The following is a 14087-nucleotide window of genomic DNA, read 5'->3' as shown; positions in this document are numbered from 1 at the left end:
GCTAGACTTCCGGCGAGGAGCCGGTCGCGGACTCAGCGTCCGTAACCGGATCGAGCGGAGGCAGCGCTTGGCCCAAGCGTCAAGCGCGGCCTTCAAAGACCACGAAACACGAGCCCTGGCTCTGCGTATAACTGTCGTAACCAGTCAGGCGAACATGATGATCCGGATAAGAGCGGTGGCAGGCCTCAAGCTCGGACGCCACATTGCCCAGTTCCTGCTCACCGAAGAACGGCAGCTTCCACATGGTCCAGTAGTCATCCATGGTGCCGCTCGGATGCACATGCTCGATCGCGGGCGTCCAGCCCTGAGCAATGATGTACGCGATCTGGTCATAGATCTCCTGTTGCGACAGCGGCGGCAGGAAGCCGAAGGTCTCGAGGGTCTTCTTGGTCTGGTAGTCGCCCATGGTGGCTTGCAAGGACATGGCGGATACTCCTAGTAGGTGCGGTTCGAATGTGAGATGGCGAAGGCCGATGAAGCCATGCTCCGCTGGGGAGCAGGCCGGGAACAGGCGCCTAGGGCGCGGCCGCTCCCAGCGGGATCAACCGATCAGGTATCGAGCTTATCGACGGTCTCGAACTCGAACTTGATCTCCTTCCAGGTCTCCATCGCAATGGCCAGCTCTGGGCTGTGCTGCGCAGCCTCGGTGAGGATCTCCCGAGCCTCTTTCTCGAGCTCACGACCCTCGTTGCGCGCCTTGACACAAGCTTCGACGGCGACACGGTTAGCGCAAGCGCCAGCGGCATTGCCCCAGGGATGCCCCTGAGTACCACCACCGAACTGCAGCATGGAGTCATCACCGAAGATCGTCACCAGTGCTGGCATGTGCCAAACGTGGATACCACCGGAAGCGACGGCGAAGACACCAGGCATCGAGCCCCAGTCCTGATCGAAGAAGACACCGCGCGAGCGGTCTTCCGGCACGAAGGACTCGCGCAACTGATCGACGAAGCCGAGGGTGGATTGGCGATCGCCCTCGAGCTTGCCGACGACGGTACCGGTGTGCAGGTGATCACCGCCGGAGAGGCGCAGGCACTTGGCCAGCACACGGAAATGGATACCGTGCTTGGGATGGCGGTCGATGACGGCGTGCATGGCGCGGTGGATGTGCAGCAGCATGCCGTTCTCGCGGCACCAGTTGGCCAGGCCGGTGTTGGCGGTGAAGCCGCCGGTGAGGAAGTCGTGCATCATGATCGGCGAGCCGACTTCCTTGGCGAACTCGGCGCGCTTGTACATCTCTTCCGGCGTCGAGGCGGTCACGTTCAGGTAATGCCCCTTACGCTCACCGGTCTCTTGCTGGGCCTTTTGGATGGCCTCGCCGACGAACTCGAAGCGGTCGCGCCAGCGCATGAACGGCTGCGAATTGACGTTCTCGTCGTCCTTGGTCATGTCTAGCCCACCGCGCAGGCACTCGTAGACGGCGCGGCCGTAGTTCTTCGCGGACAGGCCCAGCTTTGGCTTGATGGTGGCGCCGAGCAGCGGACGGCCGTACTTGTTCAGGCGGTCGCGCTCGAGCTGGATACCGGCCGGCGGGCCACCGCAGGTCTTGATATAGGCGATGGGGAAGCGGATGTCTTCCAGACGCAGGTGTTTGAGCGCCTTGAAGCCGAACACATTGCCAACCAGCGAGGTCAGCACGTTAACGATCGAGCCTTCCTCGAACAGGTCGATCGGATAGGCGACGAAGGCGTAGAAGGACTCGTTGTCGCCAGGCACGTCTTCGATGCGATAGGCGCGGCCCTTATAGTACTCAAGGTCGGTCAGCAGCTCTGACCAAACCGTTGACCAAGTACCGGTCGAGGATTCAGCGGCGACGGCAGCAGCAACCTCTTCACGGGGGACGCCGGGCTGCCCAGTGACCTTGAAACAGGCCAGCAGGTCAGTGTCCAGCGGGACATAGTCGGGGGTCCAGTACATGTCCCGGTATTCTTTAACACCGGCGTCGTACTTTTTGCTCATGCTCAGCTCCTGTGGGTCTGTTCTGCGTCTGCTTCGCTTGATCCGGGTTGCCTTAACTCAGGATCGTGTTCGGAGGGCTCGGCAACGATGCCGCTGAAAACCCGATAACCATACGCCCCGTGCAGTCTTCAGCGGAAATCGATTGTTTCGATCGACGGAATCGATTTCCGTCTATGGCGAGGACCGTCAACGGCGCCGTTTTAGTGCGCTCGGCACGATAAACGAGCCGTGACGGTGCAGCAATAGCGACTATGAGCCAGCGCGCATCACATTGACCCAGAGCAATCGATCGACCGATCACGGGGGGCACTGCTCGGCCCCACCGGCGCGCTCAGCGTAGCCTGGCTGTGCACAGCAGGCCCTAGTAGCGCACGCGGACTCGATAGCTCAGCCTTGACTCGCCTTCGGCCGGGACCTCGAGCCGCCAGACCGCGGTATCGGCATTCCCCTTCTCGTGCGCGGCGCTCTCTTCCAGCATGGTCCAATCGCCAGGAATGCGCTCCTGAATCACCACCGTCTCGGGCTCCGACTTGGCATTCCTGAGCAAGATCTCGTAGACGCCTTCGAACTGATACTGCCAAGGACCGGTCCCTGAGAGCTTCTTGAATTCGGTCTGCCTGCGCTCGGCGGTGACGTCGAATGAGCGGCCCAGCTTGAGGCGGATGGTCTCATTCTTCGGCGTGTGGTCGACCCGGTCCTCGCCGATGAACTGGGCATTGCCTTGGCTGTCGCGCTGATAGATGCGCAGGATACCCGCTGGCAGCGGCAGCCCAAGATTCGAGGCCTCATCGTTGGTCGCAGTCAGGTACACAGTTACCGGGAGCGCTTGTGCGAGCTTGCCACGCGGCTCGCGATACGCCTGCTGATCGCCTTGCACGAGGAGCTCTTTGCCAACAGTCACGCCCGGTGCATCGAGCAGCGCGACCTGCTTGGTCTGGTTGTCGGCGATGCTGGTTGGATGCGCGAGCGAATAGAGATGGTATTCGAACAGACTCTCCTCGCGCATGTTGGGTGCCGGCGAAGCGGAACGCATCGCCATCATCTCGTGCTGCGGGGCCCGCATCGCCTCCTCCACCTGATTCACCTCGCCAGCCACCAACTGTAGCTGGGCATTGCGATAGCTGGTGCCGCTGCGATTGGTCAGCGTTACCCAGCCTGCGAGATCAAGCTGCTGCTCGTCCGCTGAGAGCTCACCCACATAGTCCGCCTTCCAGCCGAGCCCGCCGCTGAGATAGCTCAGTTCGAGTCGCCGGCTGCCAGCCTCCTCGCTCTCCAAGGTCAACACCAGTGTTGGGCGATCGCGCAGGGTCGCGGGGATATCGCGGTAGACGATGCGTCCCGGCGCCTTGCCGACCTGGAAGGTCTCGATCCGATCGCCGACCCGCAGCACCACGCCCTCAGTGGCCGCAAGCACGGTTGCTGTCTCCTCGGTCTCCTCGCCACTCGTGGGGTGGGTCCTGACGAGCCCAACCTCGCGGCCCACGTATTTTTCGAGCAACGCAGCCGGCGTCAACAGGTCGAAATCAAAGTTCTGCTCGATCACCTGTGGCGCCGAACCCTCGGTGGCCCGCAGCAACGCCGTCTCCGGACGGATTTGCCCGCTAACGTCGCGAAACGCTAGTTCGCTGCGCCCTGCCGGCAGCTCGACCCGGCGGCTGTCACGGATCAGGGCTAGATCCTCGTTGTAGATCGTGACCGCGACTGCGGTCTGATCCTCGAGCGTACTGCGCTGTTCACGGACTTCCGGCGCAGGCGCCGGCTCATTGGAATCCGCCATCGTCGTCTCCGCCGTCCCGATGCTTGGAAGTGCGATAGACGCAATCAGGCAGGATGCAATCGCAAAGGTCGGTCTCATTCAGTTCCCCTCAGCAGCAAGTCAATTCCGAGCCAGCGCTGGGCTAACTCAGGGGCCAAGCCTAAGAGCCTGAGCCGGCCATCTCTTTAACTACCATCGGCTTTGGTGGGCTCATTCCCCGAATATCTCTTGCTCAAGTGAGAGATAGATGCCGTAGGCATTGCGCCGATGGGTGGCGGCAAAGGCCGGCAACCGCTCGAAGCGCCACCAATCCGCGGCCTCGTAGGCCTCGGCAAAGGGCGTCATCTCGTCGACGGCCTCAGCCATCACCCCGCGGGTGTAGCGCAAATACTCCAGCGTGCTGTGCACCGCCTCGGCAGGCTCGCGCTCTGCCGGCCCATGGCCGGGGATCAGCGCCTCGACCCCGACCTGATCCAGACTTTCCAACGCCTCCAGCCAGCGACCGGTGTTGGCACTCCCGGTAAAGGGTATACGCCCCTCGAAGATGATGTCGCCCGAGATCAAAACCTGATCTGGCCGGACCAGCACCGCGAGGTCTCCGTCGGAATGTGCCGGCCGCAGATAACGAATATCCAAGGTCACGCCGCCCAGACTCATCTCCGTCTGCTCGACAATCACCCGATCCGGGCGCACGAGTCGGGTGTCCTCGTTGACCCAGGGCGAGAGCGAGAAGCGCCGCTCCTCGAGCCGTTCGTCGGCCGCGGGCGAGTCCAGGTAATCCTGAAAACCGCCTGGCGCAATAATCTCTGCGTCGAGATCTTCAAAGACCTGAAGCCCGTAGATGTGATCCGCATGATAGTGGGTCACAATCGCAGCCGCATTGGAGATAAACCCCTTGTTGTCCGTGGCGATCCCAGCCATAACTTGCGCGTAATAGACATGCTCCGAGACCTGTTTGAGCAACATCTCGATGTCGATCGGCGCTGGCTCCGAGGTCGCAAGCGCTGCGGTTGGCAAAAGCAGGAAAAGGAACATGGATTGACACAAGGTGGCAAAGGGATTGGACATCGATAAGGCCCTCGTTATTCGTCTCGCTTTGGTGTTGGGCGACGGCAGCATGCGGTCTATGACGAGCTAGGGCAAGCAGGCGAGCAACAAAGGCTAGCTGGCCTTGACACAGCGCCCCGACAGCTTGACCCAATGGGCTTGCCGGCGCACCCCCTCGTCGCCATCATCCTTGAAGGATGCGCTCCTGGTAGCGAGAACAGCTTACTCTTTCAACTAGGCTCCGCCGACCACCTCAGAGAGGCCCCATCTTAGATCTTGACCCTGTCTCAATCTCGCGGCTGCAGCTTGCCTTCACCGTCTCCTGACCACGGCCTTCTGCATCGCCGCGGTGTTGACGCCGCTTCAAATTGGGTACGGCCACTTCAATGGCGAGTACACCGCCGAGCAAGTTCACCACCCTCAAGGGCCGCTGGTAGACCGAGCAACCGGCAAGGCTGGTCTTGCTCGCTTGGCCAGACCTTGCCAACGAGCGCAATCGCTTCGAGATCACGCTGCCCTTCTTAGGCAGCTTCGTCGCTCAGGGCAACTTCAGCGCCGAAGAGCCTGGCATCGTCACGATACCCATGGATGAGCGGCCCCGTTCTTGATCCCTTTCTACGCCTTCCGGGGCATGGTCGGTCTCGGCCTGCTGATGCTGGCCTTGTCCTGGGGTCGCCTCTGGTTGATTTGGCGACCGACTCAGGGCCTTGCGCCGCATTCGCCGCCGCGGGCGCCATGGCTTCCAGCCCAGGCAACAACGCTGAAAAGTCCTCGATCGCATCAAACTCTTCACAGCTGCGCACGGGCTGCGCAGAGTCTGGCATTAGGATCGCCAGCAGCCAGCGGAAGCCATACTGCCGTGCAGCGCGCAGCACCGGCAGACTGTCATCGACGAACAGGGTCCGCTGCGGATCAAAGGGCTCGACCTCTTGCACCCGCGGCCAGAACTCGGGTGACTCCTTCGCAGCCAGCAGATCGTGGGAACAGACGATATGCTCCAGATGGCCATCAAGACGCGTCTTGCTCATCTTCAGTTCGATCGACTTCTGATGCGCATTAGTCACCAGGACGCGCCGCTTGCCAGCAGCGGCCAAGGCCTCGAGAAAGCTCAGCACATGCGGATGAACCGCGATCAGATGCTCGACCTCGGCCTTGAGCATCGCAATGTCGAGCGCGAGCTCCTGCGTCCAGTGATCGACGCAGTACCATTGCAGCGAGCCCAGGAGCGCCTGATAGCGCGCATAGAGGGCGTCCTTCGAGGCCGCCAGCGAGATCCCTCTGGACTCGGCATAGCGCAGCGGGACATGCTCGAGCCAAAAGTGGTTGTCGAAGCGCAGATCCAGCAAGGTGCCGTCCATGTCGAGGAACACGGTGTCGATACAGCTCCAATCCAGCATGATTCGGCTCGGCTCAGTGGTAAAATGATCGTATCGCTCGCAAAGATTTGGGGGCGCTGCCACCCATCTCACGTTGGAAGCACTTCAGCATCAATGCAAAAGCCTCTTCACCTGCTTGTCAGCCTAATCATGTGCCTCTGCGCCAGCATGGCCGTCGGCGCTGCGGAAAACCGCGTTTTCGAGCTGGAGCATCGGCGCGCCAGTGACATCATTCCACAGCTGCGCGACCTCTATGGGAGTGAACCTCGGCTCTCGGCCAATGGCCAGAGCCTCGTAGTCAGGGCGGAGCCCGAACAGCTCAGCGAGATCGAGACACTGCTCCAGCGGATTGACCAACCACCCCGCCAGGTGAGGCTCTCGCTCCGCCACAGCAGCGTGGCGAACAGCAACAGCCGCGAAGGGTACTCCAGCCGGAGCTACAGCACCGGCCGGGACTCAACACGTCATATCACCGTCCAGGACCAGCAGTTTGCCCTGATCTCTTCTGGCCAAATCACACGGCTGCCGGTTGCCGCTCGCGGCGGCTGGAGCCCCGCTGTCGCCCTCGAGGACGTCGATATCAGCAGCGGTTTTCTAGTGCGCCCGACGGTGCTCAGCGAAGACCAGGTGGAACTTCAGATCACCGCGATCCATAACGAGCCTCACCTGGGGCGACCGGCGTACGAGACCGCGGATGTGACGACCGTCCGCCGCGTCAAGCCCGGCGAATGGGTGGCGCTGGGCGCGGAAGATCGCAGACGGAGCGCGCGCGGGAGCAATCGGGTCTACGGTTCCCAGTTACACGGCAATCGCCTCTGGGAAGTGCAAGTGGAGGTGCTTCCTCTGCCATGATGCGGCAGCGCGCGCGGCGCCAGGCAGGCCATTGGGCGCGGACTGCGCCTCTGCGTCAACCATGACGGCCAGCGTAGCGGGTCGCGGACGCACCCCAGCGAGCCATCGGTCGTTGCTCGGCCTCTGGATGCAACCGCTGAAGTCACGATTCAACGCCGGTGAAAGAGCCGGCTGTAGAAGGCGCGAAGGCCTCTACCTGGGATGCGTGCGACGTGATCCGCGAGCGTTTCCGTTTCCGGTTCCGCGCCATCATCGGGACTCGCCGCAGCCGTAGCACTCGCTGTCAGCGGTTCGAAGACGGCTGACGATGTCCGGTGCAGCAAGCCACGCAGTGATTCCGCGAGCGGATCGCGGCGCAGCGCCAAGGCCCGATGCAACGCCTGCCGAGCGCACTCGAACTCATCCCGCGTCAGATGCGCGATGGCGCGGCGCAGCCAGGCATCGGCGGCGCGCTCAGTCGCCCGCAGCAGACCAAGCTCCATGCCGCAGCGGCGGCAGGTCTCGGCGCCATCGAGACGGGCACGGCAGTTAGGGCAGCGGTCCATGACGGGTCTTGCAATCCAGTCGGTCATCGTCGCCACACGCGGCTATCCGTTTCGCCCGCGGCTTTAAGTCTCGAGGTAGTAGAGCAGGTCCGCAAGCGCATCCGTCGAGCGTTTGAGACCGGCCATATCCGAGGCATCCAAGGTATCGCGCACCGCCTCGACCAGGTCGATCAGGTCTTCCTTGTCTTCGGCGCTCGCGGTCTCGAGCAGGCGCTCGGCCTTGTCGAGCAAGGCCTTGGCCTGCACCTGCTCGCGGTGCTGCTCGGTGTCGGCGTCCGCGCCGCCCTCGGCGGCGTCGACATACTCGGCATCGCCATCGATGAGACGCGACAAGCGCTGTTTCGCCGCGCCGAGTTTTTGCGCCTCGAAACGCGTGGTAGCATTATCGATCTCGATGTGTTTCTCCAGCCCGGTGCGCTTCTCGACCGCTGTGACCTTGAGGATGCCGTCCAGATCCAGATCACAGCGCATCAGGATCTGATTGCCGGCCGGCACATCGCTCAGTCCCTCGATCCGAAAAGAGCCGATCTCGGTGTTATTGAGCGCATCGCGGTCCTCTCCCTGATAGATGCGCACATCGACCGCTTCCTGACCGTCGACCATGGTAAAGAAGGCCTCGGTCTTGCTGGTCGGGATCGGCGTGTTCTTGCGGATCACCGGCACGAAGCAATACGGATAGGTCATCCCGTTCATCTCGCCGAGGGCGCTGGTACCGAAGGTATAGGGCGTCACATCGACTAGCACCGTACTGGTCGACTGCCCCGCCATGACCCCTGCCTGGATCGCCGCCCCGGCGGCCACGCACAGGTCGGGATCAATCTCGGCGCGCGGCTGCATGCCGAGCATCTCTTCGAGTCGGCGCTGGATCACCGGGGTGCGCGTGGCACCGCCGACGAGCACCACCTCGTCGATGTCGGTCACGGTCAACTCGGCGCCCTTCAGCGCGGTATGCACCGCTTCCAGGGTCTCGTCGAGATAGCCCTCGATCATCGCCTCGTAGTCGAGGCGACTGATCTCCAGCGACAGGTTGACCGGCGGGTCGCGATCCGGCAGCAGATATTCCTCGTCGATACGCGCATAGGGGGCATCGCTGAGCGCGATCTTGGCCGCCTCGCAGGCGCGGGTGATGCGTGCCATCGCGGCCGCATCCTCGCGTGGATCACAGCCGTGCTGCTCCTGGAGATGCGTGACCACATGCGCGATGAGCTTGGCGTCGAAATCATCACCACCGAGGTGATTGTTACCATGGCTGGCCAGCACCTCGGTGATCTCGCCGCCAGCGCGCACCACCGAGCAGTCGAAGGTCCCGCCACCGAGGTCGTAGACCAGGATGGTGCGCGGCTCCACAGCGTTGACCTCGTAGGCCAAGGCGGCGGCGGTGGGCTCATTGATGATGCGCACCACCTCGAGCCCGGCCAGCTCGCCGGCATTGCGCGTCGCCTGACGCTGAGCGTCGGAGAAATAGGCCGGCACCGTGATCACCGCCTTGCCGAGCGCCTCGCCGAGTTGCGTCTCGGCGGCGGCCTTGAGCCGCTTCAGGATCAGCGCCGAGACCTCCTGCGGGCTGTAGGACTGATCGCCCATCGGCAACAGCACATCCTCACCCATGCGCCGTTTCACCGAGCGGATGGTGCGCTCTGGGTAGAGGGCGTATTGATTGCGCGCGGCTTGGCCGACCAGCAGCGAGCCGTCATCGGCAAGGCCGACGATCGAGGGCAGGATGCGGGAGCCGTCGATTTCGAGCACCTCCGGGCGGCCGTCGCGCAGTACCGCGACCTCCGAGTTGGTGGTGCCAAGATCGATACCGATGATGATGTCGCTCATGATGAAGATTCGCAATACTCGGTCGATGTCTGGACGATAGGGTCGGCAGGCTTGGTGGGCTCGGCGGATTCGGGCCGATTGACCACCACCTCGGCGGCACGCAGCAGCTCGCCATCGAGCAGGAAGCCGCAGCGGCGCTCCGCGATCACCTGACCGACCGGGAGCTTGGGGTCGAAGGCCAGCTCGGCGGCATGCATCCGATGCGGGTCGAACGGCTGGCCGAGTGACGGTAGCGGGCGCACCCCGCGGCGCGCCAAGGTCTCGTCGAGCCGGCGTAGATTCATCGCCAGGCCCTCGGCCATGGCTGCCGCGAAGCCGCGCGCCTGGCGCCGACCGAACAGCCCCTTGGGACGATAGCCTGCGGCGCTGCCGTGCCCGGCATCGAGTCGGTCGCGCAGTTCCAACAGCTCCAGCAGCAATTCCTTGCGCTCGCGGGCGCGCGCGCCGCGCTCCTGCTCGCGTCGACGCTGCTGCTCCTGTTCAAGGCGTGTATTGGCCGATTGCAGGGTCTCGAACAGCCCCCGAAACTCGTCGAGCGCGGTCTTGACCTGCCGCGATTCGAGCTTGACCTCGTTCTTCAGTGCCGCGACTTCGGCGAGCAGACTGAACAGATCTGGCGCATCTTCAGGGAGGTCCGTGGGATCCCGTGCATCGCCGTGCGAGCCCGCGTTGGCCCCGACAGCCGCCGGCGGTTGATCCAGATAGGCGCGAAAGCGTTCCGCCAACGCATCTTTGGTCGCGCTATCCACTTAGTGCGCTCCTCGCAGCAGGGCCTTGATCAGCTCTGGAGCGGGCCGGTTGCTGGCCGGCTCATCCCCTGCCCCAGCATCCGGCGCGACGGTGTGGCGCCTCGCCTCGGCCCGGCGCAGCAGGTCGAGCGGTTGCGGCGGCTCGGTCTCGAACAGCCGATAGGCGATCCGATCGCGCTGGGTGCGCACGCGCTCGTAGGCCTCGCGAACGGTCTGAAAAGCGGCCGGTTCGCGATCAGGTGGATTGCGCTTGATGGCGCTGCGATAGGCTGCTTCGACTGCAGCGTCGTCGGCATCGGGATCGATGCCGAGGGTCAGAAAGGGATCAGACATTAGAACAGATCGAAATTGAACGGATTCTTCTTGGATGTACGCTTGCGCTGTCCCGAGGCGGGACGCGGCTGCGGCGCATCGTCAAGGCTCGCCGCAGCACCCAACACCATATCCTCGAGGAGCGCGACCACCACCTCTTCGCCCTCCTCGCGGGCAATCGCCAGGAAATGGTCGCGCAAGAACTTGGGCATGTTCGTCTCCTTGAGCGCCTGTTTCAATGGCTTTCGCCGCAGGGCGTCGAGCAAGTGGTCGAGTCCGAGCGCGCCGGTGAGGGCTGCGGCGACCTCGGCCGAGGGAATATCATTTTCCTCGTCTGGATCGAAATCCGGATCGAAGCCCGGCCCCGGTAAGCCGCCGAAGGGCAGGAACTCCTGCATCAACTCCCGCAGCTGGTTGGCAACACGCATGTCGCCCACCTCTTGCGCCTGCATCAACGCTTCTTGCATCCGATCTATCTCCTTGGCACTTGGGTGGCCGCTCTTGGCATACTTGGCGGCGTAGAGGTGGTACTCGAATATCGGTGTGCGCGCCCAACGCTTCAGCGCCGCCTGCGCGGCCTCCTGACGCGCGGCATTGAGCTGCATTCGACCGAACGTCTCGCAGGCCAGCTCCAGCTCCGAGCGCTCAAGCCGTTTCCAGGGAGCCCCCTTCAACATGGCTTGCAACTGCTCGACCAGCCGCACCGTAAAGCGGCTGGTTTGCTCGAGGAAGTCGCGTAACTGGGTGATGATCGCGAGCAGATCGTCACGCTCGCGCACCTTGCCCACGCGCAAGCCGAGCAGCTCGGTGGTCTGATCCTGGCGCAGCCCGAGCAGATCGATCGCCAGCATCAGCTCGACGCGCCCCAGCATGCCCTCGCCGCGTTGCTCGAGCTGCTCGAGCAGGCGGGCACGTCCCGCCTCGCGCTCGACATAGATCATCTGCAGCACGCCATCGATCCAGCGCAGGCGCTCACGCAGGCTCTCGAGCCCCGCCGCACGCCCGACCCACGCGCGCGCCTCGCCGATTTCCTTGAGCGCGAGATCCCCACGGCGGTTACGCACCTGCTTGGCGGCATGCTGGAGATGCGCCTTGACCAACTGCTGGCGCACACTGTTGTTGATCGGATCGATCTCTAGCATCTGCCGCGCCAGACCCGCCGCCTTCTTGAAGGCGTTGCTGGCGAGCGCGGTTTGCATCGCGGCCTCCAGCACCGCCATGTCGCGCGGCCAGCGCGCTTGGGCAGCACTCAGGATGCGCCGGGCATCCTTGAGCTGATCGGCGCGCCGATACCAACGGATGAGGCGCAGATAGGTCTCGCAGTGGTCGGGGTCCCATTCCAGACTGCGCTCGAGCTGGCCGGCGGCGATCGTCTCGGGCGAGTCCGGGTCAAGGTCCGGCTGATCGGCCTCAAGCACCCGGAAGCGCGCATCGAAGCGGCGCAGCGCCAAGGCGATCGCCAGCGCGCGCTCCTGATCGACGCCCGCTTTCGACGCCTCCTCCAGCGTCATGGCGACCCGCTCCCAGGCCTCCGACAGGTCCCAACCGTAGGTGTTGTGATGCGCCTCGGCGTTCCAGGCCTCGACCAGCGCCCGCTCCGGCGCGCTCAAGGCGTTCCAGCCCTTCGGGCGTCGATCCCAGGGCTCGGGGATCGGCGGCAGCAACCGCAGCGAGACCTGTTGCACCCACTCCGCGCCGAGCAGATCGCGGTGACGCTGCAGCACCCGCTGCAGGGCCTGCTGACTCGGCGCCTTGGCGGCGGAGGCATCGCTCTCGATCGCGGCCAGGTCGCGCGCCAACTTGATGTGTTGCGCGGACCAACCGCGCAGTTGCGCGACCAGCTCGGCCTGGCGAGGGCCGGCGTGCAGGAGCGCGCGCATGAGATCCGTGCCCTCGAGCAAGGCGATCTCGGCGGCGCGCCGCAGCGGCGCGAAGGCGGAATCGTCATCGATGCGCTTGAGCATCTCGCGCGTCGCCTCGGGCTCGCGCTCGGCGCGCGCGAGGGCCTTCAGCAACAAGGCCCAGCTCCGATAGGGCGAGCGAAACGGGATCTGCGCAAGCGCCGCCTCGAGCGCCGCAGCCTCATTGGCACAGTAGGCGTCGAGTGCGGCGCGCGCCGGTTCGGCATGGCGTCGGACTGGATCATCGGCCGCGAGCTGCTCGAGCAGCGATTCATCGCCAGCCAGCACCGCAGCCGCGAGTTGCTCGCCGATGCGCTCGCGCTCGGCGCGCGACAGCGCCTCGCCCCGCGACCAGTGCCGTAACGCCGGCGCGTGATCGCCGAGACGCAGACACAGCAGGCTGTGCTCCAGGGCCGGTGGCACCTCGGGGCCGAGAGCGGCGCGATTCTCCCAGAGCACCAGCGCCTCCTTGAGCATGCCCTTGTCGCTCAGCTCGCGCGCCCGCCCGGCATAGGCCTCGGCGAGCGCCAGCTGCCGCGCATGACTGCGCTCACTAGCCGCATCGTCCTTCAGCAGCGCCTTGAGCGCGGCGATCGCATCGCGATACTGGCCGATCTCGAGCGCTTGCAGCGCTTCGGATTCACGCGCCTCTGGACTCTGTGTTACGGCCGCTTTGGCGGTCGATCGGTGTGCTTGTTTCTTTCGCTTCTTAGCCATGCGCTAGAGCCTAATCGATCATGCTAATCAATGCGAACGCTTGGTCAGCCTCGTGAGCCATTCACTTAGCCTCGTCACCTGGTCTCTTCAATTGGACTCGACGCCCTCAACCCGACGGCAGCGGATACTCCGCCAGCGGTCGCGGCCGGGCCAGGTGGTAGCCCTGGGCATAGTCGACACCGATCTCGCGCAGGATCTCGACCACCCGCGCATTCTCGACGAACTCGGCGATGCTGCCGAGCCCCATCACGCCGGCGATGCCGACGATCGCCTCGACCATCGCCCGATGGATCGGGTTGCTGTCGAGATCACGAATGAAGCTGCCATCGATCTTGACCAAATCCACATCGAGATCACGAAGATAGCCGAACGACGACAGGCCACTGCCGAGGTCGTCGAGGGCAAAGCGACAGCCGAGCTGTTTGACCTCATTGATGAAGCGTTTAGCTTGATCGACGTTGGCCATGGTCGAGGTCTCGGTGATCTCGAAACAGATCAGCTGGGGATCGATGTGGTGGCGCCTGAGACAGTCGCGGATGCGAGCCGTGTGCTTGTCGTTGCCGAGCGTTGCCCCGGAGAGGTTGATGGCACAACGCTTGATCTCAGCGCCACCGTTCGCTTGGTAGGCCGATAGCCACCGCAGGCAGTGCTCGACCACCCAGTAGTCGACCTCAGGCATCAATCCATAGCGCTCAGCGGCAGGGATAAAGGCGCCCGATGGTATCACCTCATCAACATCGCCGGTCAAGCGCAACAGTATTTCGATGTGGCTGTTGGTATTCTGCGGGTGCGTTACCGGCGCGATCCCCTGGTAGAAGAGTTGGAAGCCATCCTCGTCAAGGGCGCGCTGGATGCGCGATACCCAGGTCATCTGTCCCTGACGCAAGCTCAGTTCGCGGTCGCCCGGATCATAGAGATGCACCCGGTTGCGCCCGCTATCCTTGGCCGCGTAACAGGCAGCATCAGCGCGGCTCAAGGCATCGGTCAGACGCTGTAGAGGAACTCATCCTCTAAAAATCAAAAGCTTGTCGTGAAAATGGCCATAGGGC

12 protein-coding genes and 1 pseudogene are annotated in these 14087 nt (G+C 63.7%); 2 read left to right on the top strand and 11 right to left on the bottom strand.

The window, feature by feature from the left end:
• Nucleotides 1-79: 79 nt before the first annotated feature.
• From CCR82_RS09590 to CCR82_RS09575, 4 genes are all read right to left on the bottom strand, one after another.
• The gene (locus tag CCR82_RS09590) at nt 80-424 is read right to left on the bottom strand and encodes a ribulose bisphosphate carboxylase small subunit (protein ID WP_201245448.1); all 345 of its coding nucleotides are present in this window, start codon (nt 422-424) and stop codon (nt 80-82) included.
• A 125-nt stretch (nt 425-549) separates the two neighbouring features.
• On the bottom strand, nt 550-1959 hold the full coding sequence (locus tag CCR82_RS09585) for a form I ribulose bisphosphate carboxylase large subunit (protein WP_201245447.1): 1410 nt from the start codon (nt 1957-1959) through the stop codon (nt 550-552).
• Nucleotides 1960-2320: 361 nt separating this feature from the next.
• Entirely contained in the window at nt 2321-3736 is a 1416-nt protein-coding gene (locus CCR82_RS09580; protein WP_242513379.1) for a DUF4139 domain-containing protein, read from the bottom strand.
• A gap of 189 nt (nt 3737-3925) precedes the next feature.
• On the bottom strand, nt 3926-4783 hold the full coding sequence (locus CCR82_RS09575) for an MBL fold metallo-hydrolase (protein ID WP_201245445.1): 858 nt from the start codon (nt 4781-4783) through the stop codon (nt 3926-3928).
• 440 nt (nt 4784-5223) lie between these two features.
• Between CCR82_RS09575 and CCR82_RS19340 the strand changes: the two are divergent.
• A pseudogene (locus CCR82_RS19340) lies at nt 5224-5304 on the top strand (hypothetical protein); the annotation flags it as partial.
• Here the strand turns inward: CCR82_RS19340 and yrfG are convergent.
• Nucleotides 5284-6159, bottom strand: a complete 876-nt coding sequence (gene yrfG / locus CCR82_RS09570) for a GMP/IMP nucleotidase (RefSeq protein ID WP_201245444.1) — start codon at nt 6157-6159, stop codon at nt 5284-5286. The pseudogene CCR82_RS19340 and the gene yrfG sit on opposite strands and share 21 nt — an antisense overlap.
• A 147-nt stretch (nt 6160-6306) precedes the next feature.
• Between yrfG and CCR82_RS09565 the strand changes: the two genes are divergently transcribed.
• Entirely contained in the window at nt 6307-6990 is a 684-nt protein-coding gene (locus tag CCR82_RS09565; protein WP_201245443.1) for a secretin N-terminal domain-containing protein, read from the top strand.
• A 149-nt stretch (nt 6991-7139) separates the two neighbouring features.
• Here the strand turns inward: CCR82_RS09565 and CCR82_RS09560 are convergent, their stop codons facing one another.
• The 6 genes from CCR82_RS09560 to CCR82_RS09535 form a co-directional block, all read right to left on the bottom strand.
• Nucleotides 7140-7535, bottom strand: a complete 396-nt coding sequence (locus tag CCR82_RS09560; protein ID WP_201245441.1) for a hypothetical protein — start codon at nt 7533-7535, stop codon at nt 7140-7142.
• Between the two features lie 63 nt (nt 7536-7598).
• A complete protein-coding gene (locus tag CCR82_RS09555) occupies nt 7599-9359 on the bottom strand; it encodes an Hsp70 family protein (protein WP_201245439.1) in 1761 nt (586 codons plus the stop codon).
• The gene (locus tag CCR82_RS09550; RefSeq protein ID WP_201245438.1) at nt 9356-10108 is read right to left on the bottom strand and encodes a nucleotide exchange factor GrpE; all 753 of its coding nucleotides are present in this window, start codon (nt 10106-10108) and stop codon (nt 9356-9358) included. Before CCR82_RS09550 ends, CCR82_RS09555 begins: the two co-directional genes overlap by 4 nt.
• Nucleotides 10109-10441, bottom strand: a complete 333-nt coding sequence (locus CCR82_RS09545; protein WP_201245436.1) for a molecular chaperone DnaJ — start codon at nt 10439-10441, stop codon at nt 10109-10111.
• Nucleotides 10441-13038: a hypothetical protein gene (locus tag CCR82_RS09540; protein ID WP_201245434.1), complete on the bottom strand. Its 2598-nt coding sequence runs from the start codon at nt 13036-13038 to the stop codon at nt 10441-10443. The genes CCR82_RS09545 and CCR82_RS09540 overlap by 1 nt, the downstream gene beginning before the upstream one ends.
• 106 nt (nt 13039-13144) lie before the next feature.
• Nucleotides 13145-14014: an EAL domain-containing protein gene (locus CCR82_RS09535; protein ID WP_201245433.1), complete on the bottom strand. Its 870-nt coding sequence runs from the start codon at nt 14012-14014 to the stop codon at nt 13145-13147.
• Nucleotides 14015-14087 lie beyond the last annotated feature (73 nt).

The organism is Halochromatium salexigens, assembly GCF_016653295.1.
Classification (GTDB): Bacteria; Pseudomonadota; Gammaproteobacteria; order Chromatiales; family Chromatiaceae; genus Lamprobacter; species Lamprobacter salexigens.
This window is presented reverse-complemented; position numbering and strand designations above follow the sequence as displayed.

What these genes read in the sequence shown, in the direction of transcription:
- CCR82_RS09590 (WP_201245448.1), bottom strand. Translation starts at nt 424, where the DNA reads ATGTCCTTGCAAGCCACCATGGGCGACTACCAGACCAAGAAGACCCTC.
- CCR82_RS09585 (WP_201245447.1), bottom strand. Translation starts at nt 1,959, where the DNA reads ATGAGCAAAAAGTACGACGCCGGTGTTAAAGAATACCGGGACATGTAC.
- CCR82_RS09580 (WP_242513379.1), bottom strand. Translation starts at nt 3,736, where the DNA reads ATGGCGGATTCCAATGAGCCGGCGCCTGCGCCGGAAGTCCGTGAACAG.
- CCR82_RS09575 (WP_201245445.1), bottom strand. Translation starts at nt 4,783, where the DNA reads ATGTCCAATCCCTTTGCCACCTTGTGTCAATCCATGTTCCTTTTCCTG.
- yrfG (WP_201245444.1), bottom strand. Translation starts at nt 6,159, where the DNA reads ATGCTGGATTGGAGCTGTATCGACACCGTGTTCCTCGACATGGACGGC.
- CCR82_RS09565 (WP_201245443.1), top strand. Translation starts at nt 6,307, where the DNA reads ATGGCCGTCGGCGCTGCGGAAAACCGCGTTTTCGAGCTGGAGCATCGG.
- CCR82_RS09560 (WP_201245441.1), bottom strand. Translation starts at nt 7,535, where the DNA reads ATGGACCGCTGCCCTAACTGCCGTGCCCGTCTCGATGGCGCCGAGACC.
- CCR82_RS09555 (WP_201245439.1), bottom strand. Translation starts at nt 9,359, where the DNA reads ATGAGCGACATCATCATCGGTATCGATCTTGGCACCACCAACTCGGAG.
- CCR82_RS09545 (WP_201245436.1), bottom strand. Translation starts at nt 10,441, where the DNA reads ATGTCTGATCCCTTTCTGACCCTCGGCATCGATCCCGATGCCGACGAC.
- CCR82_RS09540 (WP_201245434.1), bottom strand. Translation starts at nt 13,038, where the DNA reads ATGGCTAAGAAGCGAAAGAAACAAGCACACCGATCGACCGCCAAAGCG.